A 23,854-nucleotide genomic window follows, 5' to 3' on the forward strand; every position below is an offset into this window, starting at 1 on the left:
CCGGCCCGTGATGGCTGCCGCAATTCAGATAAATAGTGCCCGTTGAGCGGTCGTGCGGCCCCGGGGTCGGCGTAAACGCCTCGCCCGGGCTACATCGGATCGACCCGATATTTACGATGTCGCGATAAACAGCTCACGCAGCTGGTGTAAACGGTCGCGAATCTCTGCTGCTTCTTCGAACTCCAGGTTCTGCGCGTGTTTGAGCATCTGCGCTTCCAGCGACGTAATCTGCTGCTGCAGCGCTTTTGGCGTCAGCGCCTGGACATCCGGCTCGACGATGGTGACCGCGGTCTTCGACTTACCGCGACCTTTGGCCCTGGTTTTCGCCAGCCCCTCGCCCATCGCCAGAATATCGACAACGTCTTTCACCAGCCCCTGCGGCACGATGCCGTGCTCTTCGTTATAGCGCTGCTGTTTCTCACGACGGCGCTCGGTTTCGCCAATCGCTTTCGCCATTGACGGGGTAATTTTGTCCCCGTAGAGAATCGCTTTACCGTTGATGTTACGCGCCGCACGACCGATGGTCTGAATCAGCGAGCGTTCGGAACGCAGGAAGCCCTCTTTGTCGGCGTCCAGAATCGCCACCAGCGAGACTTCCGGCATATCGAGGCCCTCACGCAGCAGGTTGATCCCCACCAGCACGTCAAACTCGCCCAGACGCAAGTCGCGGATGATCTCCATACGCTCCACGGTGTCGATATCAGAGTGCAGGTAGCGCACCCGCTCACCGTGCTCTTCCAGATATTCCGTCAGATCTTCCGCCATACGTTTGGTCAGCGTGGTCACCAGCACACGCTCGTTAATCACCGAACGTTTACGAATTTCCGACAGCAGGTCGTCTACCTGCGTGCCAACCGGACGCACTTCAATCAGCGGGTCAAGCAGCCCGGTTGGACGCACCACCTGATCAATCACATCGCCGCCGGATTTTTCCAGCTCATAGTTGCCCGGCGTCGCCGACACGTAGATAGTCTGCGGCGCCAGTGCTTCAAATTCTTCAAACTTCAGCGGACGGTTGTCGAGCGCCGACGGTAGGCGGAAGCCGTACTCCACCAGCGTCTCTTTGCGTGCGCGGTCGCCGCGGTACATGCCGCCAATCTGGGGAATGGTGACGTGGGATTCGTCGATCACCAGCAGGCCGTCCGCCGGCAGGTAGTCAAACAGGGTTGGCGGCGGCTCGCCCGGTCCGCGCCCGGAGAGGAAGCGCGAGTAGTTTTCAATGCCGGAGCAGTAGCCAAGCTCGTTCATCATTTCGAGGTCAAACTGCGTACGCTGGCTCAGGCGCTGCTCTTCCAGCAGTTTGTTATTCGCCAGCAGCACCTTGCGGCGGTCCGCCAGCTCCACTTTGATCTCTTCCATCGCCTGCACAATACGCTCGCGCGGCGTCACGTAGTGCGATTTCGGGTAGATGGTAAAGCGCTGAATGGTCGAATCAACGTGGCCGGTCAGCGGGTCAAACAGCGAAAGGCGTTCCACCTCTTCGTCAAACAGCTCAACGCGCAGCGCCAAATCGTCAGATTCGGCCGGGAAGATGTCGATAACCTCGCCACGCACGCGGAAAGTCGCGCGCTGGAACGCTTGATCGTTGCGGGTGTACTGCAATTCCGCCAGACGGCGCAGAATGGAGCGCTGGTCGATAATCATGCCCACCGTCAGGTGCAGCATCATTTTGAGGTACAGGTCAGGGTCGCCCAGACCGTAGATAGCGGACACCGAGGCCACCACCACCACGTCACGGCGTTCGAGCAGCGCTTTGGTGGCAGACAAACGCATCTGCTCAATGTGTTCGTTCACCGAAGCATCTTTTTCGATGAAGGTATCCGAGCTTGGGACGTACGCTTCCGGCTGGTAGTAGTCGTAGTAGGAGACGAAGTACTCCACCGCGTTTTCCGGGAAGAACGCTTTCATTTCGCCGTACAGCTGGGCGGCCAGCGTTTTGTTCGGCGCCAGCACCATCGTCGGACGCTGAAGGTCAGCAATCACGTTGGCGACGGTAAAGGTTTTCCCCGACCCCGTTACGCCTAACAGCGTCTGGTGCGCCAGGCCGTCTTCCAGCCCCTCTTTCAGGCGTGAAATGGCAGCAGGCTGGTCGCCTGAAGGACTAAACGCAGAATGCAATTTGAAGGGTTTACTCATGGACAACGCTACCTGATGACGAATGGGCCGGGCTGGAGATTAATTCTACTCGCCGCCTGCCGAATTGCCAATAAAAAATACTGGATATAAAAACAGTAATCACTTACTGTATTTCGTGTTCCTGGGGCAACGGCACGCAAGAGCGGCTGAAATTTATCCTCTGACAAGATAAAACACCAGCCTGATAAGGTTATCCCCAAAATTTTTTCTCTTTTAACATTTGTCAATATAGGTCATGAAAGTTTTATGGCAATCCGCAGCACTTTTTATTACGCCATTGCTTTTATTTATCTTATTGAAATTTATAAAAAACATCGAAAAGCCGCGTTTCGCATCAATTCAGGCGCAGGCCGCATGTTCTCTCGTTTACCGCAGGTTTTCTAACTCTAATACACAGGGTTATCCACAGGAATAGTGGATAACTGCCGCTAGCCCCTATCCCCCGGCACCCGGCGATTTGCGCAACGGCGTGTCAACGGGAAAGCAAAAAAATATTTTATCGTCGATTTTGATATTTATCAGCGAAAAGGCACGCCCATTTTGTCCATCAACATGAGCGATTTCCTTACGTTATCTTCGGGTTAGCGCTTACGAATGAAGATGAAAAAGGCGTGCCAGAAAAGCGGCTTACAGGGCGCTCAGGTCAAGGTATTGCCCAAGTGGTTGGGATTCAACGTCATTGCCAAGCCATGGGATCTCTCCAAGCAACGGTGCGGGAAGCATTCGCTGGAGCGTGCTGAGGTATTCTGCGTGGCGACGCCCTGGTGGCGTCACATCGTTGGCAATCCAGCCCGCCAGTCGTAGCCCTGCCTGCTGTACTGCCTGCGCGGTCAGCACCGCGTGGTTGATGCAACCAAGCTTCACGCCCACCACCAGGATGACCGGCAGCTGTTCTGCCTTCACCCAATCCGCCAGCGTCAGCGTTGGCGAGAGCGGCGTAAACCAGCCACCGGCCCCTTCCACCAGCACCCAGTCGGCTTCGGCCTCCAGCGCGCGCAGCCCAGCGGAAAGCACGCTGGCCTCGATAGGCCGCTGCTCGTCGGCGCTGACGATATGCGGAGAGGTCGGCTCGGCAAAAGTATACGGGTTCACTTGCTCATAGCGTAACGGCAGCACGCTGTTGCGTTGCAGCGCCAGTGCGTCGCTGTTGCGCAAACCGTCGGCGGTCATTTCACTGCCGGAAGCAACCGGCTTATACCCCGCGGTACGCCGCCCAAGTGAACCTGCCGCCTGGAGCAGCGCGGTGCTGGCGACGGTTTTTCCGACTTCGGTGTCAGTACCGGTTACATAAAAGCGTTCAGTCACGCGAGATCACTCCTGTAAAAAGATGGTAGGTCAGCGGGAATCCTCCCGCCTGAGATGGCCACGCCAGCTGAAGCTGCTGAAGCCTGCTGCGGGTCAGCGGCTGCTGGCTGCGTCCCTCGTGGAGATGCGTCGCGCCAATACCCTTCAGCGAACGCATGGCGCTCAGCGCATCGGGAAAGGCCAGCGTGATAGAGGTGGCAACGCTGCGGCAGTGGTAGCCAACTAGTGCCTCCTGCAGCGCCGTCTCGGGAAGAAAACGGTTGGCGTGTGGACGCTGGTCAACGGCACGCCAGGCCTGATTCAGCTCTGGCAGTGAGCCTGCCGTCAACGTGGTAAAGGCCAGCGTGCCGCCGGGGCTAAGCTGGCGATATAGCCCCTCCAGCGCCACGTGGAGATCGCTGCACCACTGAATAGCCAGATTGCTCCACACCAGATCAAAACCACCGGCAGGTAGCGGAATAGCTTCGATATCGGCCTGGAGATAGCGGTCTGCCGCCTGCTGACGCTGCGCCTGCTCAAGCATTTCCGCTGAGAGATCCAGCGCCGTCACATGGCAGCCTTTGTCGCGCCAGTAGCGACTGTAGCTACCCGGCCCACAGCCCGCGTCCAGCACGCGGTCAAACGCCCGCGACGGCAGCTGGGACAGCAGCTGCTGTGCGCTCAGACGCTGTAACTCGTCGTGCTGATGGTAGTGCGCCGCCGCACGGCCAAACGCCGCCGCCACCGCCTGTTTATTGACGGTCGCCATGCAACACCTCCAGCAGTCTGTCGATATCCTGCGCTTCATGCGCCGCGGTCAGCGTTAAGCGCAAGCGTGCCGTCCCTGCGGGTACCGTCGGCGGGCGAATCGCCGTCACCCAACAGCCCTGCTCCCGCAGTTGATCGGCCAGGTTGAGGGTGTGCTGGTTATCGCCGACGACAAGCGGCTGAATCGCACTTTGTGAGTCGGTTAAGGTATAAGCCAACCCCTGTGCGCCGTGACGGAACGCGGCAACGTGCTGCGCCAGCTTTTCACGTCGCTGCTGGCCGTCATCGCTCTGAATCACGGCCAGCGCCGCCTGTAGCGCAACCGCCTGGGCGGGCGGCATGGCGGTGCTGTAAATCAGATGGCGGGCGAACTGCACAAAGTAATCCGCCACGTCATGGCTGCACAGCACCGCGGCACCGCTCAGGCCAAACGCTTTGCCAAAGGTCACCACCAGCAGCTCAGGATGAACGCCCTGCTGCTGACAACTCCCCCGTCCGTTTGTGCCGTTGATGCCAATACCGTGCGCATCATCGACCATCAACCAGGCGTTAGCGTTGCGCACAGCCGCAGCGATATCCGCCAGCGGCGCGCCGTCGCCATCCATGCTGAACACCCCTTCAGTGACGGCCAACTGTTGACCGTCGATGGGGGCCGCCAGCAGCCTGGAGAGATGCTGGCTGTCATTATGCTGAAAGCGGCGCAGCTGCGCCGGGCTTAGCGTGGCGGCTTCAAGCAACGACGCGTGGCTGAGACGATCGGCCACGATCCGGTCTTCACGCCCGGCAAGTGCGGCGATCGTCGCCTGATTGGCAGCAAAACCGGAGATAAACAGCAGCGCGCGGTCATAGCCCAACCAGTCGGCCAGTTGCTCTTCAAGGCGTCGATGGGCCTGGTGGTAGCCGGTCACATGCCCGGACCCACCGCTGCCCACGCCATACTGCTCTGCCCCCTGCTGCCAGGCGTGGATCACCTGCGGATGCTGGCTGAGGCCAAGATAGTCATTGCTGGAAAAGTTGCAGTAACGACGTTCACCGCGCACCAGCCAGCGACCTGCACCTTGTTCCAAAGGCTGGCGTGAACGAAAGGCCTGGGCCTCCCGACGTTCGCTTAATGCCTGTTCAATGCGCTGCTGCCAGCTCATATCGCCGCCGCGTTGTAATAATCCTCGGTGTCCGGCGTCATCAGTACCTGCTCCAGACGCTGCTGCTGTTCGTTATCACCCGCCGTCACCGTGGTCTGCTGCGGGTTAAGACCCAGTTTACGGAACAACTGCAGGTCTTTATCCTCTTCCGGGTTCGGCGTCGTCAGCAGTTTGCAGCCGTAGAAAATGGAGTTCGCGCCCGCCATAAAGCACATCGCCTGGGTCTGCTCGTTCATCTGCTCACGGCCTGCGGAGAGACGAACGTGGGAGGTTGGCATCATGATGCGCGCCACGGCAATAGTGCGAATAAAATCAAAGGCATCGACATCGTCGTTATCCGCCAGCGGCGTGCCCTTCACCTTCACCAGCATGTTAATCGGCACGCTCTCCGGCGGCGTTGGCAGGTTGGCTAGCTGCAGCAACAGCCCGGCGCGGTCGGTGACGGTTTCACCGAGGCCTACAATGCCGCCGGAGCAGACTTTAATCCCGGCGTCGCGCACTTTATCCAGCGTGTCCAGGCGCTCCTGGTAGCTGCGGGTGGTGATGATATTGCCGTAGAATTCCGGCGAGGTATCGAGGTTGTGGTTGTAGTAATCCAGCCCCGCCGTCGCCAGACGACTGGCCTGGCTATCGGACAGCGTGCCCAGCGTCATACAGGCTTCCAGCCCCATCTCTTTCACGCCCTGAACCATCTGCTCCAGGTACGGCATATCGCGATCGTTCGGGTTTTTCCACGCCGCGCCCATGCAGAAACGGGTCGAGCCCGCTAGCTTGGCTTTGCGCGCCGAGTCCAGCACCTGCTCGACTTCCATCAGGCGTTCGGTTTCCAGCCCGGTTTTGTAGCGGGAGCTCTGCGGGCAGTATTTGCAGTCTTCCGGGCACGCGCCGGTTTTGATCGACAGCAGCGTGCTCACCTGCACCTGCCGAGGGTCGAAGTGCTGGCGGTGAACCTGTTGAGCTTCAAACAGTAAATCGAGCAGCGGTTTATCGAAAAGAGCGGTGACCTGCGACATTGTCCAGCGTAAAGGGTTAGCCATTGGCTTCTCCGGGGTTTTGTTAATTTTCGGTTCGGTTTATACTCGTAAACCTAAAACTTTTCAAAATGGTTTACAAGTCGATTATGACAACGGACGATCTTGCCTTCGATAGCCGCCATATCTGGCATCCCTATACCTCAATGACTCAACCGCTGCCGGTCTACCCGGTGGTTTCCGCCGAGGGCTGCGAGCTACACCTCGCCAGCGACGAGCATCTGGTGGACGGCATGTCCTCATGGTGGGCCGCCATTCACGGCTACAACCACCCGCGTCTGAACGCGGCGATGAAGACGCAGATCGACCAGATGTCGCACGTGATGTTTGGCGGGATCACCCACCCTTCCGCCGTGGCGTTGTGCCGTAAACTGGTGGCGATGACCCCGGAGCCGCTGGAGTGCGTGTTCCTGGCCGATTCGGGTTCGGTGGCGGTGGAAGTGGCGATGAAAATGGCGTTGCAGTACTGGCAGGCCAAAGGCGAGTCGCGTCAGCGTTTCCTGACCTTCCGCAACGGCTATCACGGCGATACCTTTGGCGCAATGTCGGTGTGCGACCCGGATAACTCGATGCACAGCCTGTGGAAGGGCTACCTGCCGGAGAACCTCTTCGCGCCCGCGCCGCATAGCCGCTTTGACGGGGAGTTTGACGAGTATGATATGGTGGCCTTTGCCCGCCTGATGGCCGCGCATCGTCACGAAATTGCTGCCGTTATTCTTGAGCCTGTCGTTCAGGGTGCGGGCGGCATGCGGATGTATCATCCGGAGTGGCTCAAACGAATTCGTAAGATGTGCGATCGCGAAGGGATCCTGCTGATTGCCGATGAAATTGCCACCGGCTTTGGCCGTACCGGCAAGCTCTTTGCCTGCGATCATGCGGGCATCAGCGCCGATATTCTGTGTCTCGGAAAAGCACTAACCGGCGGCACCATGACCCTCTCCGCTGCTATCACCACCCGTGAGGTTGCCGAGACCATCAGCAACGGTGAAGCGGGCTGCTTTATGCACGGCCCCACTTTTATGGGCAACCCGCTGGCCTGCGCTGTCGCCACTGAAAGCCTGGCGCTGCTGGAGAGCGGCGAGTGGCAAACGCAAGTGGCGGCGATTGAACGTCAGCTCAAGCGCGAACTCGCTCCGGCCGCCGACGCACCGCTGGTCGCCGATGTCCGCGTGCTGGGGGCCATTGGCGTCGTCGAGACGCGCTATCCGGTGAACCCGGCGTTGCTCCAGCGCTTCTTCGTCGAACAAGGGGTGTGGATCCGTCCGTTTGGCCGCCTGATTTATCTGATGCCACCGTACCCGATTACGCCGCAGCAGTTGACACGTCTGACGCGGGCGGTGTGTCTGGCGGTCGAGCAGGAAACATTTTTTATCCAATAAGCTGCGGTAATCTCCCCACGTTACCGCTACACTCCTTTGTTAATCAGTTGATTAACAAAGGAGGCAGTTGATGAAATTAGTCAGTCACGACCTGCGTGACGGTGAAAAGCTCCCTCATCGCCAGGTGTTCAACGGCATGGGCTACGATGGCGAAAACCTATCTCCCCATCTGGCCTGGGATGACGTTCCTGCGGGCACCAAAAGCTTTGTCGTAACCTGCTACGATCCGGATGCGCCAACCGGCTCCGGTTGGTGGCACTGGATCGTTGCCAATATTCCAGCCGATACCCGCGAACTGCCAACCGGTGCAGGTTCAGGCCTGGTCGGGTTACCGGCAGGCGCCCTGCAAACCCGTACTGACTTTGGTAAAGCGGGCTACGGCGGCGCGGCACCGCCGAAAGGCGAAACCCACCGTTATATCTTCACCGTCCATGCGATGGACGTTGAAAGCATTGAGGTTGATGAAGGCGCCAGCGGCGCGATGGTCGGCTTCAACGTGCACTTCCATAGCCTCGGCAGCGCATCCATCACCGCCCTGTTCAGCTAATCGCAGCCTAATCTGTTCACGCCCTGCCGGGGAAACCTCGCAGGGCTTTTTTATGGCTGACACGAAGCGCTGTAATTTTCTAACGTAAACGCCAGTGCATGACAGGAAAGCGCAGTAGTGTGAGGGGAATGTAAATTTATCTTGTGAATTTGATCACAATTTAAAAACAAACACGCCAATACAAAAGGTGATTTAAATCACAAAAAACAGGACAGGAAAGGACGTATTTTCGCTTTGTAGCCGACTTACAGCCATTTTATGTGACAGCGATCACCAAAAGTGACCTATTGATGGGGTGATGAGAGTGATCAAGATCACAAACACCCCTCGGGGTACGCGAGACGAAAACGCCGTGATAGAGTCGATTTTGCATACTGAACGACTGGATGGTTTTTGGCGAAACCATCACAACTATGACGACGCGCAGCATCTAAGACGCGCACCACGAGGGGTGTTTTTATGTTATCACCAGATATCAAGGTCAAGGTACAGAATTTTGGCCGCTTCCTCAGCAATATGGTGATGCCCAATATTGGCGCATTCATTGCCTGGGGTTTGATTACTGCACTGTTTATTCCCACCGGATGGCTCCCTAACGAGACGTTAGCCAAACTGGTCGGCCCGATGATCACCTATCTGCTGCCGCTGTTAATCGGTTATACCGGCGGCCGTCTTATCGGCGGCGAGCGCGGCGGCGTGGTCGGTGCCATCACTACCATGGGCGTTATCGTTGGCGCTGATATGCCAATGTTTATGGGCGCAATGATTGCTGGTCCACTGGGCGGCTGGGCGATTAAACGCTTCGACCGCTGGGTTGACGGCAAAATCAAAAGCGGCTTTGAGATGCTGGTGAACAACTTCTCAGCCGGTATCATCGGCATGCTGTTGGCTATGCTCGCCTTCCTGGCGATTGGCCCGATGGTTGAGCTGCTCTCTAAAGCGCTGGCGACCGGTGTTAACGTCATGGTGCAGAACAACCTGCTGCCGCTGACCTCTATCTTTGTTGAACCGGCAAAAATTCTGTTCCTCAACAATGCGATTAACCACGGTATCTTCTCACCGCTGGGCATTCAGCAGGCCACCGAAACCGGTAAATCTATCTTCTTCCTGATTGAAGCGAACCCAGGCCCAGGCCTCGGCGTGCTGCTGGCGTACATGTTCTTTGGTAAAGGCAGCGCCAAGCAGTCCGCGGGCGGTGCGGCGATTATTCACTTCTTCGGTGGCATCCACGAAATCTACTTCCCGTACGTGCTGATGAACCCGCGCCTGCTGCTGGCGGTGATTCTGGGCGGCATGACCGGCGTCTTTACCCTGACCCTGTTCAACGCCGGCCTGGTTTCCCCGGCCTCTCCTGGCTCTATCTTTGCCGTACTGCTGATGACACCGAAGGCCTCTATTATTGGCGTGGTGCTGTCGATTCTGGCCTCAACGCTGGTCTCTTTCCTGACCGCCTCCATGTTGCTGAAACGCGTTCGCGTTGGCGATGAAGAGAGCAACGGCCTGGCGGAAGCCACCCGTCGCATGCAGAGCCTGAAGCAGCAGTCAAAATCCGGCGAGAAATCCTCCGGCGAACTGCCACAGCCAGCAATGCGCAGCGAAACGCTCGACCTGTCTAAAGATCTGCACCACGTACGTAAAATCATCGTGGCGTGCGATGCGGGTATGGGCTCCAGCGCATTGGGCGCAGGCGTACTGCGCAAGAAGGTGAAGGATGCGGGCCTGACCCACATTTCGGTGAGCAACTGCGCGATTAACAGCCTGCCTGACGACGTTGACCTGGTGATTACCCATCAGGACTTAACCGAACGCGCCATGCGCTTTGCGCCACAGGCGATGCACATGTCGCTCTCCAACTTCCTCGACAGCGGCCTGTATACCGACCTGACCACCCGCCTGCTGGCAGCCAAACTGCCTGCCGCCGCGAACGACAGCCGTCTCATCAACCAGACGATTATCGCGGCGAACGATGACGCTTTCGACGGCACCGAGCGCGATGAGAATCTGTTTAAGCTCAGCGCGGACAACATTTTCCTCAACCTGACCGCTGAAAATAAGGCTCAAGCTATTCGCTTTGCCGGTGAGATGCTGGTCTCCGGTGGCTACGTTGAACCGGACTATGTTGATGCCATGCTGGCGCGTGAAGCGCTGACCACCACTTACCTGGGAGAATCCATTGCGGTGCCGCACGGTACCGTAGAAGCCAAAGACCGCGTGCTGCGCACCGGGATTGTCATTTGCCAGTACCCGCAAGGCGTTCGATTCGGCGATGAGCCGGACGATATCGCCCGCCTGGTTATCGGCATTGCAGCCCGCAACAACGAGCACGTTCAGGTTATCGCCCGCTTAGCGAACGCCCTGGATGATAAAGACGTGATTGAGCGTCTGACGCAGACCAGCAGCGTGCAGGAAATTCTACAAATCCTGTCCGGCGAACAAGCAGCATAAGGCTTCAGGGGCGAAACGCCCCTGACATGGAAAGTTTTTCTCGAGGTCAGATTTATGAAAGCGATTCATTTTGGTGCAGGGAATATTGGTCGGGGATTTATCGGCAAACTGCTGGCCGATGCCCAGGCGGAGTTAACCTTTGCCGACGTTAACCAGCCACTGGTCGATCAGTTGGCGCACCAGCAGCACTATCAGGTCAACGTGGTGGGAGAAAATGCCCGCATCGAGCAGGTTAACCGCGTCAGCGCTATCCACAGCAACAGCCCGGATGCCATCCAGCAGATTGCTGAAGCCGACATTATCACCACCGCCGTGGGCCCACAGGTATTGAGCAAAATCGCCAGTACGCTGGCGCAGGGACTGATTGCCCGTCATGACAACGGTAATCATCAACCGATGAATATCATCGCCTGCGAGAATATGGTGCGCGGCACCAGCCAGCTCAAACAGCACGTGCTGCAGGCGATGCCAGCCGAGCTGCACGGCTGGGTGGAAGAGCATATTGGTTTCGTCGATTCCGCGGTAGACCGTATCGTACCGCCGGGCTCAGCGGCGAACGACGATCCGCTGGATGTAACCGTGGAAACTTTTAGCGAGTGGATTGTCGACAGCACGCAGTTCAAAGGCGCACTGCCGGAAATCGCCGGTATGGAGTCCACCAGCAATCTGATGGCCTATATCGAGCGTAAGCTGTTTACCCTCAATACCGGTCATGCAATTACCGCTTATCTTGGTCAACTGGCCGGGCATAAAACGATTCGCGATGCCATTCTGGACCCGGCCATTCGCGATGTGGTGAAAGGCGCGATGGTGGAGAGCGGCAACGTGCTGATCAAACGCTACGGCTTTAACCCTGAGCAGCATGCGGCCTATATCGAGAAGATCCTGACCCGCTTTGAGAACCCGTACCTGCACGATGACGTGGAGCGCGTGGGGCGTCAGCCGCTGCGCAAGCTCAGCGACGGCGACCGTCTGATCAAGCCATTGCGCGGCACGCTGGAGTACGGTTTGCCTCATAGCAACCTGGTGATGGGCATTGCGGCAGCGTTAAGCTATCGCAGCGGCGATGACCCGCAGGCGCAAGAAATGGCGAGCCTGCTGCGCGATAATGGCGTCACCCACACCGTCACCCAGGTCTGCGGTCTGCAGGACCAGCCAACGCTTGTCGCCCAGATAGCGAATGTGTATAACGCCATGCAACGGAAATAATGTTGTTGCCCATAGGGTTGGAGCTGCTGTTCCGGCAGCAGCTCCAGAATAAGAAGGTAAGATGAAACAAAATCGACTGCGTTTGACGACGCAACCAGAGATACAAGGACATCATCCGAAGGAGCCGACGCCGCTAAAGCCGCGCCCTTCGGTCAATGAAACCACCATGATGGCGACAATGGACGAATCTGACCTTTATAAAAACCAGGCCGCGGAGAACCGCGTGCTGGAAAAGCTCAACGCGCGCCAGACGCTCAGCGGTTTTATTCAGACCGCCGTCTTGCTGCTGGCTGAAGCGGTCGATCAGCTGATTCTTCAGGCCTTTCGTAAAGACGATTATGCCGTTAAGTACGCCGTCGAACCGCTGCTCGAAGGGAGCGGCCCGCTGGCCAACCTGTCGGTGAGACTCAAGCTCATTTACGCGCTCGGCGTCATCAGCCGCGATGAGTATGAAGACGTTGAGCTGCTGGTCGCGCTGAACAACGAACTGGAGCAGGAGAAGACCGTTTACAGCTTTACCGATGATGAAATCCTCGGCCCGATTAGCATGCTGCATAGCATGACGGCGCTGCCGCCGCACCCGACGCTGCATATGCCGGAGGACGTGGTGGATGATGCACTGAGAGCTATGCAAGAGCAACGCTATCAGCAAATGGTGCGTTCGGCGCTGGTATTGAGCATCACCGATTTAATTACTCGTCTGGCCCACAAAAAAGCGTTCTAGCAGGACGATGGGGTTTCCATTGTCTTGACGAACGCCCCTGACAAATGGCGGCCACCTCCGCCAGAGACCTCCCCTTTCCTTCCGTCACGGTAAGTCGGCAAAAAAACAGGCGATTTTTTTGCCAGCACATCTTCCCGTTTCGCTCAACTTAGTATAAAAAGGCTGCTTTTACGGGATTCACATTCACTTAAATTAGCCTGGAGCAACATGAACACTTTATCGGTTTCTCGTCTGGCGCTGGCATTGGCTTTTGGCGTGACACTGACGGCTTGCAGCTCAACCCCAGCGGATCAACGACCTTCTGACCAGGCAGCCCCTGGTACGGCTTCTCGTCCGGTGCTGTCAGCTGATGAAGCGCAGAACTTTGTCGCCGCACGTTATTTCTCATCGCTCGATCCTAACGCTGCTGCCTGGTCTCCGTCTTCCATCGCCGTTCCAGCCAAAGCAGACTTCGTGGTAGGGCCAGCGGGTACGCAGGGCGTTACCCACACCAGCATTCAGGCTGCGGTTGACGCCGCCATTGCTCGCCACAGCAGCTCACGTCTGTATATCGCCGTTCTGCCGGGCGAATACGATGGCACCGTCTATATTCCAGCCGCACCAGGCAGCGTGACCATTTACGGTACCGGCGAAAAAGCCACCGACGTGAAAATTGGTCTGGCTATCGACTCCGAGATGGACCCAACCACCTGGCGTCGTCAGGTCAACCCAGGCGGTAAATATATGCCTGGCAAACCGGCGTGGTACATGTTTGACAGCTGCCAGAGCAAACGCACCGCTACCGTCGGCGTGATGTGCTCAGCGGTTGTCTGGTCACAGAACAACGGCCTGCAGTTGCAGAATCTGACTATCGCCAACAACCTGGGCGACAGCGTTGATGCTGGCACTCACCAGGCGGTCGCTCTGCGCACCGACGGTGACAAAACGCAGATCAACAACGTCAATATTCTGGGGCGTCAGAACACCTTCTTCGTGACCAACAGCGGCGTTGATAACCGTCTGCAGAACAACCGTCAGACCCGCACGCTGGTCAGCAACAGCTACCTGGAAGGCGATGTAGATATCGTTTCCGGCCGTGGCGCCGTGGTGTTTGATAACACCGACTTCCGCGTGGTGAACTCACGCACCCAGCAGGAAGGCTACGTGTTCGCCCCAGCGACACTGTCCAACGTCTATTTCGGCTTCCTCGCCACCAACAGCCGCTTTACCGCAGCCGGTGACGGCGTGGCGCAGCTCGGCCGCTCTCTGGACGTTGATAGCAACACCAACGGTCAGGTGGTTATTCGCGATAGCGTAATTAACGAAGGCTTTAACGCGGCGAAACCGTGGGCTGATGCTGCCGTATCTAAACGTCCATTCAGCGGCAATACCGGCACGCAGGACGAGAAAGGTCAGATGAAGCGCGATCTGAATGACCGTAACTTCAACCGCATGTGGGAGTACAACAACCGCGGCGTGGGAAGTCACGTAGTAACAGAACCGAAGAAGTAATTTGTGATGATGTGAAAAAGGCCCATGATTTCATGGGCCTTTTTTTATCACGTAGGCCTGATAAGCGTAGCGCCATCAGGCATCATGCCGCACATGGCCGAATGGCGACGTACGATCAATGTGCGTTAACCACCACCCACATCGGGCCCTGACCTACCGCGTAACGCCCTTTCTCCTGCAGCAGCCCCTGCTCACCGGCAATCTCATACACCGCAACGTGGTGTGATTTCTGCCCGGCAGCAATCAGGTATTTCCCGCTATGATCGACGTTAAAGCCGCGCGGCTGCGTTTCGGTTGGCTGGAAGCCTTCCAGTGACAGCACGCTGCCGTCTTCTGACACGCTGAAGATGGTAATCAGGCTAGAGGTACGGTCGCAGGTGTACAGGTGACGACCGTCTGGGGTGATATGAATATCTGCCGCCCAGCGAGTATCGGTGAAATCAGCAGGCATCATGTCCAGCGTCTGCACGCACTCAATTTTGCCGTACGGATCTTTCAGTTCCCACACATCGACAGAACCGTTCAGTTCGTTGACGCAGTAGCCGTACTGTTCGTTCGGATGGAACACCATATGGCGCGGGCCAGCGCCTTCTACGGTAGTCACTTCCGCCGGGGTCTGCGCGGACAGGAAGCCGTCATCGCTCAGCGTGAACAGGCAGATGCGATCCTGCTTCAGTGCCGGTACCCACAGGGTGCGGTTGTCCGGGGAGATGTTCGCTGAGTGGCAGCCGTCCAGCCCTTCCACAACCGTCACGGTGTCGCGCGGCAGGCCATCTTCCAGACGAATCACGCTGACGTTGGCCTGGTTGTAGGAGGCGCTAAAGACGAAGTTGCCTTTACGATCGGTGGAGATATGGGTTGGGCTACCCGGCAGCGGCGCTTCGGCTTCAAAGGTCAGTGCACCGTCGTCTGGGGCAATGCGGTAAGCCAGCACGCGGAATTCAGGGCGTACGCCGACGTACAGAAAGCGTTTATCAGGGCTGACAACCATTGGCTGTACCTGACCCGGGACATCCACCACCTGAACCAGCGTCAGGCTGCCGTCATGGTTCAGCGTCCAGACGTGGATCTGCTGGCTCTCCGGGCTGGCGGTATAAACGGTCTGTTTCATGACTACTCCTTTCTGAAAACATTGAATTGGCGGCGACGAGTCGCGGCCTGGTCCACACAATTTTGCCGTACAGGTATCTCGGTGTACCATCCTGCACAGCGAATTTTCTCTTTAACTCGAGACAACACTATGACTGCACGTGTGATTGCCCTGGATCTGGACGGAACGCTCCTGACGCCAAAGAAAACTCTGCTTCCCTCTTCACTGGAAGCGCTGAATCGTGCCAGAGCGGCTGGCTATCAATTAATGATTGTCACCGGCCGACATCACGTTGCCATTCATCCTTTTTATCAGGCACTGGCGTTAGATACACCTGCAATTTGTTGTAATGGTACTTATCTTTATGATTATCAAAATAAAAAAGTACTGACCGCCGACCCAATGCCGGTCGAAAAAGCCCAGCAACTGATTACCCTGCTGGATGAACATCAGGTGCACGGCCTGATGTACGTCGACGATACCATGATGTATCAGTACCCCACCGGCCACGTGGTACGCACCAGCAACTGGGCACTGAGCCTACCGGAAGCCCAGCGCCCGTCGTTCACCCAGGTTGATTCACTGGCGCAGGCCGCTCATGAAGTCGAGAACGTCTGGAAGTTCGCGCTGACCGACGAAAATGGGCAGAAGCTGCGTGAATTCGCCGAGCACGTCGAAAAAACGCTGCAGCTGGAGTGCGAATGGTCGTGGCACGATCAGGTCGATATCGCCCGCCAGGGGAACAGCAAAGGCAAACGCCTGACGCAGTTTATCACCGACCAGGGCTGGTCGATGCAGGATGTGGTGGCATTTGGTGATAACTTTAATGACATCAGCATGCTGGAAGCTGCCGGAACCGGCGTGGCGATGGGCAATGCCGATGACGCGGTAAAAGCCCGCGCCAACGTGGTGATTGGCGACAACACCACCGATGCCATCGCCGACTATATCAATAAACACCTGCTGTAATCAGGCGGTGATCGACACGCTTTTCACCTGAGCATACAGCCACTGGCCTGGTTTAATCGCCAGGTCATCGCGAGCCCACGGGCTGACGCGCGCCCACAGCGTGCGTCCGCTCACGTCCAGCTGCACTTCCACCTGCCCGTTATCATCGTAGCACTGCACCACCTTCGCGTGCAGCACATTACGGATACTGGTGTGTAACGACGGTTGCAACACCAGCGACACATCGGTGGCCTGAATGCGCACGCGCACCGCGCTCTGCAGCGGCTTATCAAGCTTGTTGACCCAGATATGCTGGTCGCCTAGCGCCAGTGCGGTCATGGCGTAATGCGGATGGTGTTCCAGCACCGTGACACGCAGAATGCTGCTTTGCTGCTCCTGCGGCAGCCACGGGTGCATCACGCTGCTGCCCCACACCTCTTCCAGAGGGCCAAAGGCTTTCACCTTTCCGCTTTCCAACACCAGCACGTTATCCGCCAGATGGAGAATTTCATCCAGCGAGTGGCTGACGTAGAGCATCGGGATGTTAATTTCCCGCGCCAGACGCTGCAGATACGGCAGCAGCTCGCGTTTACGCGGGATATCAAGCGAGGCTAGCGGTTCATCGAGCAGCAGTAACTCAGGGGCGGTCAGCAACGCACGGCCAATCGCCACGCGCTGTTTTTCGCCGCCGGAGAGGCTACCGGGGAGTCTATCGAGCAGGGGTTCAATGCCCAGCAACGCTACCAGCTTATCGAACTGGTCGGTCATGCTTTTTGCCATGCCGTAGCGCAGATTGCCGCGCACCTTGTAGTGCGGGAACAGTCGCGCATCCTGGAACACATAGCCGACGCGGCGTTTTTCCGGTGCCAGACAGACGCGCTGTTCCACATCGTTGAGCACACGGCCGTTAAGCACAATGCGCCCTTGCTGCGGCTTGGTCAGGCCGCTGATGGCGTTAATCAGCGAGGTTTTGCCCGCCCCGGAGACGCCAAATACGGCAGTAATACCGGAAGCCGGCAGCGATTCATCAATTTGCAGACAGTGCGTACCGAGCGTCTGGCTAAAATTCAGCTCCAGCATGGTTACGCCCCCATCCGACGACGGCTAATGCTCGCCAGCCATTCAGAGATCATCAGGGAAATCAGCGCCAGCACAATGGAAATCAGACACAGACGTGCCGCCGCGCTTTCGCCGCCGGGAGTCTGAATCAGGGTATACATCGCAGAGGGAATGGTGCGGGTTTCGCCTGGAATATTCGACACGAAGGTAATGGTCGCGCCAAACTCGCCGAGCGAGCGGGCAAAGGCCAGCACGGTGCCGACGATAATACCGGGCAGCATCAGCGGTAGCGTAATGGTGCAAAATACTCGCCAGCGCCCAGCACCCAGCGTACGAGCCGCCTGCTCCAGTTTGACGTCTACCCCTTCCAGCGCCAGACGAATCGCGCGAACCATCAGCGGGAACGACATCACCGCCGCGGCAATCACCGCGCCACGCCAGCTAAAGGCAAAGGTCAGGCCGAACCAATCATACAGCCAGGAGCCAATAAACCCTCGACGCCCCAGCGCAATCAGCAGCAGATACCCCACCACCACCGGCGGTAGCACCAGCGGCAGATGGATAAGACCATCCAGCAGCGCTTTGCCGGGGAAGCTGCGGCGAACCAGCAGCCAGGCGAAGAAAATCCCAAACGGCAAGCTAAACACCACGGCCAGGGATGACACTTTAAGGCTCAGCAGAACCGCCTGCCATTCGGGATCTGTCAATATCATTAGTGCGTCGTAAATCCGTAACGTTTAAAGATTTCGGAAGCCTGCGGCCCTTTCAGGTAGTCATAGAACGCCGAGACGGTTGCGTTTTTATGGCCATCGATAATGGCAATTGGGTATTCCACTTTCTTATGCGAATCTTCCGGGAAGGTGCCGACCACTTTAACACCTTTGCTTGCTACTGCATCGGAACCGTAGACGATACCCAGCGGAGCTTCGTTACGTTCAACCAGCGCCAGCGCACCGCGCACGTCTTCAGCCGGAGCCAGTTTCGGTGACAAGGTGTCCCATGCGCCCAGTTTCTGCAGCGCTTCTTTCGCGTAGATGCCCGCCGGTACGTGGTCCGGGTCGCCCACCGCCAGACGGCCGCCTTTCAGCAGGCTGGTCCAGTTGGTTTTGGCATCAATGGTGATGTCGCCCTGTGCGCTGGCTTTTGGTGCCACGACGACCAGGCTGTTGCCCAACAGGGTTTCACGAGACGCAGTGTCGATAGCTTTCTTATCTACCGCGTAGTCCATCCATTTCTGGTCAGCGGAGATAAACAGGTCAGCCGGGGCGCCTGCTTCAATCTGGCGTGCCAGAGTAGAAGAGGAAGCAAAAGAAGAGACCACATCGACGTTCTTCTCTTTTTTATACTCTTTCGCAATATCCTGCATTGCGTTGGTCAGCGATGCTGCCGCAAATACGGTGATTTTGCTTTCATCCGCCAGCGCGTGGCCCGCAACGGAAAGCGTTAAAGTTGCTCCTGCAAACAAACGTAACCATGAACCTGTCATTTGAAACTCCTGTGTGTGCCGTTGTATATCGAAAAATACAGCGCAGAGTATAGGGGCTTTCTTAGATTAATGCATTACAGATACATGAATTATCGCGGTATTTACGGGAGGTTATCGGCAGGAGTGTGAAGAACTTCATAGCAAAACGCCCGGTTAAACCGGGCGTTTGGGGGAAATCAGTGATTTTGCTGGTTGCCGTTTTTGTGACCGACACCGGAGAAAATGTTAAACACTTCACCCAGACCGTAAATTAACCCCAGGATGATAGCCATCACTACGGGTACCATGATTACGGCAAAAACCAGACTTTTCAACAGCTCTAACATGGTTTACTCCAGACATTGTGATGCGGTTATTGTAACCGGATATCGCAGAAATACACTCCCTTTTGTGCGGTGTGCTTTGCGCTTGCTAACATTTGGGTCAAAATACCCTTTTTATTGCCAGGATACTCTTATGCAGGCTGAAATCCTTCTTACCCTCAAGCTCCAGCAGCGCCTGTTCGCCGATCCGCGCCGCATTTCACTCCTCAAACAAATAGCACAGACCGGCTCCATCAGCCAGGGAGCGAAAAATGCGGGTATCAGTTATAAGAGCGCATGGGATGCGATTAATGAAATGAACCAACTGAGCGAGCAATCGCTGGTCGACCGCGCCACCGGTGGCAAAGGCGGCGGCGGCGCGGTACTCACCCGTTACGGTCAGCGCCTGATTCAGCTCTATGACCTGCTGGCGCAGATCCAGCAAAAAGCCTTTGATGTGCTGAGCGACGACGACGCGCTGCCGTTAGACAGCCTGCTCGCCGCTATTTCCCGCTTCTCTTTGCAAACCAGCGCCCGCAACCAGTGGTTTGGTACCGTCACTCAGCGTGACCACCAGCAGGTACAGCAACACGTTGATATCCTGCTGGCTGACGGCACCACGCGCCTCAAGGTGGCCATCACGGCCCAAAGCGGAGAGCGTTTGGGGCTGGATGAAGGCAAAGAGGTACTGGTCTTGCTAAAAGCACCGTGGGTCAGCGTCACCCGCGATCCGCAGGTTGCAGCAGCAGCAGACAACCAACTTCCGTGCCGTATCAGTCATATCCAGCGCGGCGAAGAGCAGTGCGAAGTGCTGATGGCACTGCCGGATGGTCAGACCCTGTGTGCCACTCTGCCGCTGGTAGAGGCCGCAGGGCTGGAAGAAGGTGCTGATGTCACAGCATTCTTTAACGCCGATCGCATCATTCTTGCCACGTTGTGCTGATGGCATTGACTTTGCGCTGAGGAAGACGTATCCCTGATGCACATCGCTGCATAAAACGGGATACATCATGTCATCATTGCAAATTTCGCAAGGCACGTTTCGTCTTAGCGACACAAAAACATTAAAAATAGAGCATCTGACGCTGCGTGCCGGAGAAAGCTGGGCTTTTGTCGGTAGCAACGGCAGCGGTAAATCGGCGCTGGCTCGAGCGCTGTCCGGTGAGCTGCCGCTGCTTTCCGGCAGCCGCGACGCCACCTTCACCCGCATAACTCGCCTCTCCTTCGAGCAGTTGCAAAAGCTGGTCAGCGACGAGTGGCAGCGTAACAACACCGATATGCTTAGCCCGGACGAAGACGATACCGGGCGCACCACTGCGCAAATCATCCAGGATGAAGTCAAAGACGACGCCCTGTGCGCTCGGCTCGCCGCGCAGTTTGGCATCAGCCATCTGCTGGATCGCCGCTTTAAATATCTCTCCACCGGTGAAACCCGCAAAACCCTGCTCTGTCAGGCGCTGATGGCGCAGCCGGATCTGTTGATCCTCGATGAGCCCTTTGACGGCCTGGACGTAGCCTCTCGCCGTCAGTTGGCGGAACATCTGGCGGAGTTACATAAAGCGGGCTATACGCTGGTGCTGGTGCTCAATCGCTTTGATGATATCCCTGAGTTCGTGCCGTTTGCCGGAGTCCTGGCCGACTGTACCCTAACAGAAACCGGCGAGAAAAAAGCGCTGCTTGAGCTAACACTAATTGCGCAGCTGGCGCACAGTGAAAAGCTCTCCGGCATGACGTTGCCTGAACCAGACGCCCCTTCCGCGCGCCTCTCTATTCCCGACGATCTGCCACGTATCGTGCTGAACGATGGAGTGGTCTCCTATAACGATCGCGCCATCATCAACCATTTAAGCTGGACGGTCGCCCCGGAAGAGCACTGGCAAATTGTTGGCCCGAACGGCGCGGGGAAATCCACCCTACTCAGTCTGATCACTGGCGATCATCCGCAGGGATACAGCAACGATCTGACGCTGTTTGGCCGCCGCCGTGGCAGCGGTGAAACCATCTGGGATATTAAAAAACATATCGGCTACGTCAGCAGCAGCCTGCATCTGGATTATCGGGTGAGCACCACGCTGCGCAACGTGATCCTCTCTGGCTATTTTGATTCCATCGGCATCTATCAGGCCGTCTCTGATAAGCAGCGCAAGCTCGTAGATGAATGGTTGCAGATCCTCGGCATGGACCCGCGCACCGCCGACGCGCCGTTCCACAGCCTCTCCTGGGGGCAACAGCGGCTGGCGCTGATCGTTCGCGCGCTGGTGAAACACCCGACGCTGCTGATCCTCGATGAACCACTGCAGGGCCTCGACCCGCTCAACCGCCAGGTGGTTCGCCGCTTTGTGGATGTGCTGATTAGCGAAGGTAAAACGCAGCTGCTGTTCGTGTCGCACCACGCGGAAGACGCGCCGGAGTGCATCACCCATCGTCTGGAATTTGTCGCCGACGGCGACGGTTATCGCTATGAGGTCGGCCCGATTTAAGATGGTCAGGCGTACTCTCTGAATGTAGCCCGGCCAAGCAAAGCGCCGCCGGGTTTACACACTATGCCCCGCCACCACGCTTTTTTTCAGACTATTTTCACCCTGCGCCATTAACCTCTTTGATTTATAATGAAAACTCCAGAGGAGATTGCACTAATTTCGTTAGTGTAAGCGATTCCACTAATTTAGCCCATGTCACACTTTTGGCTTCTCTGTTATGCTAAGGTTATTCCATGCCATAAGCTTAACGGAGCTAAAAATGAAAGTATTGGTTACAGGTGGTAGCGGTTACATAGGAAGTCACACATGTGTGCAACTGCTGCAACAAGGCCACGATGTCGTCATCCTCGATAACCTGTGCAACAGCAAGCACAGCGTCGTACCGGTCATTGCCCGCCTGGGCGGCAAGCAGCCGAGTTTCGTCGAAGGTGATATTCGTAACGAAGCGCTGATGGTTGAGATCCTCAAAGATCACGCCATTGAAGCGGTGATTCACTTCGCTGGCCTGAAGGCCGTGGGCGAGTCGGTGCAAAAGCCGCTGGAGTACTATGACAACAACGTCAACGGTACCCTGCGTTTGGTTGCCGCGATGCGCACCGCCAACGTCAAAAACTTCATCTTCAGCTCCTCCGCAACTGTCTATGGCGATCAGCCGAAAATCCCTTACGTCGAAAGCTTCCCTACCGGTACGCCACAGAGCCCGTACGGCAAGAGCAAACTGATGGTTGAACAGATCCTGACCGACCTGCAAAAAGCGCAGCCGGAATGGAGCATTGCGCTGCTGCGCTACTTCAACCCGGTGGGTGCACATCAGTCCGGCGATATGGGGGAAGACCCGCAGGGCATCCCGAACAACCTGATGCCGTATATTGCGCAGGTCGCCGTGGGCCGCCGCGAGTCGCTGGCTATTTTCGGTAATGACTACCCAACCCCTGACGGCACCGGCGTACGCGACTACATCCATGTGATGGATCTCGCTGATGGCCACGTTGCCGCGATGGAAAAACTGGCGAACAAAGCCGGCGTGCATATTTACAACCTGGGTGCAGGCGTCGGCAGCAGCGTGCTGGACGTGGTTAACGCGTTCAGCAAAGCCTGCGGCAAATCGATTAACTACCATTTTGCTCCACGTCGCGACGGCGATCTTCCGGCCTACTGGGCCGATGCGACCAAAGCCGACAACGAGCTGAACTGGCGCGTAACCCGTAACCTTGACGAAATGGCGCAGGACACCTGGAACTGGCAGTCCCGTCATCCTCAGGGATATCCAGACTAAGGATTTTGTCATGACGCAATTTAACCCCGTCGACCATCCACACCGCCGTTTTAATCCGTTAACCGGCCAATGGATCCTTGTATCACCGCATCGTGCAAAGCGCCCATGGCAAGGGGCGCAAGAGACACCAGCAAAACAGACGCTGCCCACGCACGATCCGGATTGTTTTTTATGCCCGGGTAATACTCGGGTGACGGGCGATAAAAACCCCGACTACACCAGCACATACGTTTTTACCAATGACTTTGCTGCGCTGATGACCGACACGCCGGACGCGCCGGAAAGCGACGATCCGCTGATGCGCTGCCAGAGCGCACGCGGCACCAGCCGGGTGATTTGCTTCTCACCGGACCACAGCAAAACGCTGCCGGAGCTGAGCGTCGATGCGCTGCAAGCCGTGGTGAAAACCTGGCAGGAGCAAACCGCTGAACTCGGTCAGCAGTATCCGTGGGTACAGGTGTTCGAAAACAAAGGCGCAGCGATGGGCTGCTCCAACCCGCACCCGCACGGACAAGTCTGGGCCAACAGCTTCCTGCCGAATGAAATCGAGCGTGAAGACCGCCTGATGCGCGAGTACTACGCCGAGCAGAAATCGCCGATGCTGGTTGATTACGTTAACCGTGAACTGGCAGACGGCAGCCGGACGGTGGTAGAAACCGAGCACTGGCTGGCGGTGGTGCCGTACTGGGCGGCGTGGCCGTTCGAAACGCTGCTGCTGCCAAAAGCGCACGTGCTGCGGATTACTGATTTAACCGAGGCACAGCGCGACGATTTAGCGCTGGCGCTGAAAAAACTGACCAGCCGTTACGACAACCTGTTCCAGTGCTCCTTCCCCTACTCGATGGGCTGGCACGGCGCACCGTTCAACGGCGAAGAAAATGCACACTGGCAGTTGCATGCCCATTTCTATCCACCGCTGCTGCGCTCCGCTACCGTGCGCAAATTTATGGTTGGTTATGAAATGCTGGCAGAGACCCAGCGCGACCTGACGGCAGAACAAGCGGCTGAACGCCTGCGTGCGGTCAGCGACATCCACTTTCGCGAGTCCGGAGAATAA

At 57.1% G+C, this 23,854-nt stretch carries 22 protein-coding genes; 12 read left to right on the forward strand and 10 right to left on the reverse strand.

The genetic code is table 11. The annotated features are described in order from the left end of the window. Positions 1–111: 111 nt before the first annotated feature. Positions 112–2,136: an excinuclease ABC subunit UvrB gene (gene uvrB, locus V6944_RS19520; RefSeq protein ID WP_333500153.1), complete on the reverse strand. Its 2,025-nt coding sequence runs from the start codon at positions 2,134–2,136 to the stop codon at positions 112–114. Between the two features lie 246 nt (positions 2,137–2,382). Between uvrB and V6944_RS19525 the strand changes: the two genes are divergently transcribed. Continuing rightward, on the forward strand, positions 2,383–2,520 hold the full coding sequence (locus V6944_RS19525) for a hypothetical protein (RefSeq protein WP_333500154.1): 138 nt from the start codon (positions 2,383–2,385) through the stop codon (positions 2,518–2,520). A 243-nt stretch (positions 2,521–2,763) separates the two neighbouring features. Here V6944_RS19525 and bioD read toward each other — a convergent pair whose 3' ends face one another. The 4 genes from bioD to bioB are packed head-to-tail and all read right to left on the reverse strand — an operon-like array spanning position 2,764 to position 6,367. Continuing rightward, positions 2,764–3,441 carry a dethiobiotin synthase gene (gene bioD, locus V6944_RS19530; RefSeq protein WP_333500155.1) on the reverse strand — a complete coding sequence of 226 codons (678 nt, stop codon included), beginning with the start codon at positions 3,439–3,441 and terminating at the stop codon, positions 2,764–2,766. Continuing rightward, a complete protein-coding gene (gene bioC, locus V6944_RS19535) occupies positions 3,434–4,189 on the reverse strand; it encodes a malonyl-ACP O-methyltransferase BioC (protein ID WP_333500156.1) in 756 nt (251 codons plus the stop codon). The genes bioD and bioC overlap by 8 nt, the downstream gene beginning before the upstream one ends. After that, entirely contained in the window at positions 4,173–5,330 is a 1,158-nt protein-coding gene (bioF, locus tag V6944_RS19540; protein ID WP_333500157.1) for an 8-amino-7-oxononanoate synthase, read from the reverse strand. Before bioF ends, bioC begins: the two co-directional genes overlap by 17 nt. Further along, complete coding sequence (gene bioB / locus V6944_RS19545; protein ID WP_333500158.1) at positions 5,327–6,367, reverse strand: biotin synthase BioB; 1,041 nt, start codon at positions 6,365–6,367, stop codon at positions 5,327–5,329. Before bioB ends, bioF begins: the two co-directional genes overlap by 4 nt. An 83-nt stretch (positions 6,368–6,450) precedes the next feature. Here bioB and bioA point away from each other — a divergent pair, with 83 nt between their 5' ends. The 6 genes from bioA (at position 6,451) to V6944_RS19575 (ending at position 14,156) form a co-directional block, all read left to right on the forward strand. Then, on the forward strand, positions 6,451–7,740 hold the full coding sequence (gene bioA / locus V6944_RS19550) for an adenosylmethionine--8-amino-7-oxononanoate transaminase (RefSeq protein ID WP_333500159.1): 1,290 nt from the start codon (positions 6,451–6,453) through the stop codon (positions 7,738–7,740). A 70-nt stretch (positions 7,741–7,810) separates the two neighbouring features. Further along, positions 7,811–8,287, forward strand: coding sequence for a kinase inhibitor (locus tag V6944_RS19555; RefSeq protein WP_315407324.1), 477 nt, complete (start codon positions 7,811–7,813; stop codon positions 8,285–8,287). A 459-nt stretch (positions 8,288–8,746) separates the two neighbouring features. Beyond that, positions 8,747–10,732 (forward strand): PTS mannitol transporter subunit IICBA, encoded by a 1,986-nt coding sequence (locus V6944_RS19560; protein WP_333500160.1) that lies wholly within the window; start codon positions 8,747–8,749, stop codon positions 10,730–10,732. Positions 10,733–10,786: 54 nt separating this feature from the next. Next, the gene (locus V6944_RS19565; RefSeq protein WP_333500161.1) at positions 10,787–11,941 is read left to right on the forward strand and encodes a mannitol-1-phosphate 5-dehydrogenase; all 1,155 of its coding nucleotides are present in this window, start codon (positions 10,787–10,789) and stop codon (positions 11,939–11,941) included. 166 nt (positions 11,942–12,107) lie between these two features. Then, positions 12,108–12,665 (forward strand): MltR family transcriptional regulator, encoded by a 558-nt coding sequence (locus V6944_RS19570; protein ID WP_333500176.1) that lies wholly within the window; start codon positions 12,108–12,110, stop codon positions 12,663–12,665. Positions 12,666–12,872: 207 nt separating this feature from the next. Further along, entirely contained in the window at positions 12,873–14,156 is a 1,284-nt protein-coding gene (locus V6944_RS19575) for a putative acyl-CoA thioester hydrolase (protein WP_333500162.1), read from the forward strand. A gap of 115 nt (positions 14,157–14,271) precedes the next feature. Here the strand turns inward: V6944_RS19575 and pgl are convergent, their stop codons facing one another. Further along, a complete protein-coding gene (pgl, locus tag V6944_RS19580) occupies positions 14,272–15,267 on the reverse strand; it encodes a 6-phosphogluconolactonase (RefSeq protein ID WP_333500163.1) in 996 nt (331 codons plus the stop codon). A 129-nt stretch (positions 15,268–15,396) separates the two neighbouring features. Here pgl and V6944_RS19585 point away from each other — a divergent pair, with 129 nt between their 5' ends. Next, on the forward strand, positions 15,397–16,215 hold the full coding sequence (locus V6944_RS19585) for a pyridoxal phosphatase (protein ID WP_333500164.1): 819 nt from the start codon (positions 15,397–15,399) through the stop codon (positions 16,213–16,215). Here the strand turns inward: V6944_RS19585 and modC are convergent, their stop codons facing one another. From modC to V6944_RS19605, 4 genes are all read right to left on the reverse strand, one after another. Then, a complete protein-coding gene (gene modC, locus V6944_RS19590; protein WP_333500165.1) occupies positions 16,216–17,274 on the reverse strand; it encodes a molybdenum ABC transporter ATP-binding protein ModC in 1,059 nt (352 codons plus the stop codon). Positions 17,275–17,276: 2 nt separating this feature from the next. Continuing rightward, positions 17,277–17,966: a molybdate ABC transporter permease subunit gene (gene modB / locus V6944_RS19595; protein ID WP_035892212.1), complete on the reverse strand. Its 690-nt coding sequence runs from the start codon at positions 17,964–17,966 to the stop codon at positions 17,277–17,279. Further along, positions 17,966–18,739 (reverse strand): molybdate ABC transporter substrate-binding protein, encoded by a 774-nt coding sequence (gene modA, locus V6944_RS19600; protein ID WP_220438420.1) that lies wholly within the window; start codon positions 18,737–18,739, stop codon positions 17,966–17,968. Before modA ends, modB begins: the two co-directional genes overlap by 1 nt. 176 nt (positions 18,740–18,915) lie before the next feature. After that, the gene (locus V6944_RS19605; RefSeq protein ID WP_185666726.1) at positions 18,916–19,065 is read right to left on the reverse strand and encodes an AcrZ family multidrug efflux pump-associated protein; all 150 of its coding nucleotides are present in this window, start codon (positions 19,063–19,065) and stop codon (positions 18,916–18,918) included. Between the two features lie 130 nt (positions 19,066–19,195). Here V6944_RS19605 and modE point away from each other — a divergent pair, with 130 nt between their 5' ends. The 4 genes from modE to galT all read left to right on the forward strand — a co-directional run bounded on the left by modE (position 19,196) and on the right by galT (position 23,854). Next, the gene (modE, locus tag V6944_RS19610) at positions 19,196–19,984 is read left to right on the forward strand and encodes a molybdenum-dependent transcriptional regulator (protein ID WP_333500166.1); all 789 of its coding nucleotides are present in this window, start codon (positions 19,196–19,198) and stop codon (positions 19,982–19,984) included. Positions 19,985–20,051: 67 nt separating this feature from the next. Next, positions 20,052–21,521: a molybdate ABC transporter ATP-binding protein ModF gene (gene modF, locus V6944_RS19615; protein WP_333500167.1), complete on the forward strand. Its 1,470-nt coding sequence runs from the start codon at positions 20,052–20,054 to the stop codon at positions 21,519–21,521. A 259-nt stretch (positions 21,522–21,780) separates the two neighbouring features. Further along, positions 21,781–22,797: a UDP-glucose 4-epimerase GalE gene (galE, locus tag V6944_RS19620; protein WP_333500168.1), complete on the forward strand. Its 1,017-nt coding sequence runs from the start codon at positions 21,781–21,783 to the stop codon at positions 22,795–22,797. 10 nt (positions 22,798–22,807) lie between these two features. Then, positions 22,808–23,854, forward strand: coding sequence for a galactose-1-phosphate uridylyltransferase (gene galT, locus V6944_RS19625; RefSeq protein WP_333500169.1), 1,047 nt, complete (start codon positions 22,808–22,810; stop codon positions 23,852–23,854).

Source organism: Kluyvera sp. CHPC 1.2972 (assembly GCF_036759925.1).
Taxonomy (GTDB): Bacteria; Pseudomonadota; Gammaproteobacteria; order Enterobacterales; family Enterobacteriaceae; genus Kluyvera.

What these genes read in the sequence shown, in the direction of transcription:
- uvrB (WP_333500153.1), bottom strand. Translation starts at nt 2,136, where the DNA reads ATGAGTAAACCCTTCAAATTGCATTCTGCGTTTAGTCCTTCAGGCGAC.
- V6944_RS19525 (WP_333500154.1), top strand. Translation starts at nt 2,383, where the DNA reads ATGGCAATCCGCAGCACTTTTTATTACGCCATTGCTTTTATTTATCTT.
- bioC (WP_333500156.1), bottom strand. Translation starts at nt 4,189, where the DNA reads ATGGCGACCGTCAATAAACAGGCGGTGGCGGCGGCGTTTGGCCGTGCG.
- bioF (WP_333500157.1), bottom strand. Translation starts at nt 5,330, where the DNA reads ATGAGCTGGCAGCAGCGCATTGAACAGGCATTAAGCGAACGTCGGGAG.
- bioB (WP_333500158.1), bottom strand. Translation starts at nt 6,367, where the DNA reads ATGGCTAACCCTTTACGCTGGACAATGTCGCAGGTCACCGCTCTTTTC.
- bioA (WP_333500159.1), top strand. Translation starts at nt 6,451, where the DNA reads ATGACAACGGACGATCTTGCCTTCGATAGCCGCCATATCTGGCATCCC.
- V6944_RS19555 (WP_315407324.1), top strand. Translation starts at nt 7,811, where the DNA reads ATGAAATTAGTCAGTCACGACCTGCGTGACGGTGAAAAGCTCCCTCAT.
- V6944_RS19560 (WP_333500160.1), top strand. Translation starts at nt 8,747, where the DNA reads ATGTTATCACCAGATATCAAGGTCAAGGTACAGAATTTTGGCCGCTTC.
- V6944_RS19565 (WP_333500161.1), top strand. Translation starts at nt 10,787, where the DNA reads ATGAAAGCGATTCATTTTGGTGCAGGGAATATTGGTCGGGGATTTATC.
- V6944_RS19570 (WP_333500176.1), top strand. Translation starts at nt 12,108, where the DNA reads ATGATGGCGACAATGGACGAATCTGACCTTTATAAAAACCAGGCCGCG.
- V6944_RS19575 (WP_333500162.1), top strand. Translation starts at nt 12,873, where the DNA reads ATGAACACTTTATCGGTTTCTCGTCTGGCGCTGGCATTGGCTTTTGGC.
- pgl (WP_333500163.1), bottom strand. Translation starts at nt 15,267, where the DNA reads ATGAAACAGACCGTTTATACCGCCAGCCCGGAGAGCCAGCAGATCCAC.
- V6944_RS19585 (WP_333500164.1), top strand. Translation starts at nt 15,397, where the DNA reads ATGACTGCACGTGTGATTGCCCTGGATCTGGACGGAACGCTCCTGACG.
- modC (WP_333500165.1), bottom strand. Translation starts at nt 17,274, where the DNA reads ATGCTGGAGCTGAATTTTAGCCAGACGCTCGGTACGCACTGTCTGCAA.
- modB (WP_035892212.1), bottom strand. Translation starts at nt 17,966, where the DNA reads ATGATATTGACAGATCCCGAATGGCAGGCGGTTCTGCTGAGCCTTAAA.
- modA (WP_220438420.1), bottom strand. Translation starts at nt 18,739, where the DNA reads ATGACAGGTTCATGGTTACGTTTGTTTGCAGGAGCAACTTTAACGCTT.
- V6944_RS19605 (WP_185666726.1), bottom strand. Translation starts at nt 19,065, where the DNA reads ATGTTAGAGCTGTTGAAAAGTCTGGTTTTTGCCGTAATCATGGTACCC.
- modE (WP_333500166.1), top strand. Translation starts at nt 19,196, where the DNA reads ATGCAGGCTGAAATCCTTCTTACCCTCAAGCTCCAGCAGCGCCTGTTC.
- modF (WP_333500167.1), top strand. Translation starts at nt 20,052, where the DNA reads ATGTCATCATTGCAAATTTCGCAAGGCACGTTTCGTCTTAGCGACACA.
- galE (WP_333500168.1), top strand. Translation starts at nt 21,781, where the DNA reads ATGAAAGTATTGGTTACAGGTGGTAGCGGTTACATAGGAAGTCACACA.
- galT (WP_333500169.1), top strand. Translation starts at nt 22,808, where the DNA reads ATGACGCAATTTAACCCCGTCGACCATCCACACCGCCGTTTTAATCCG.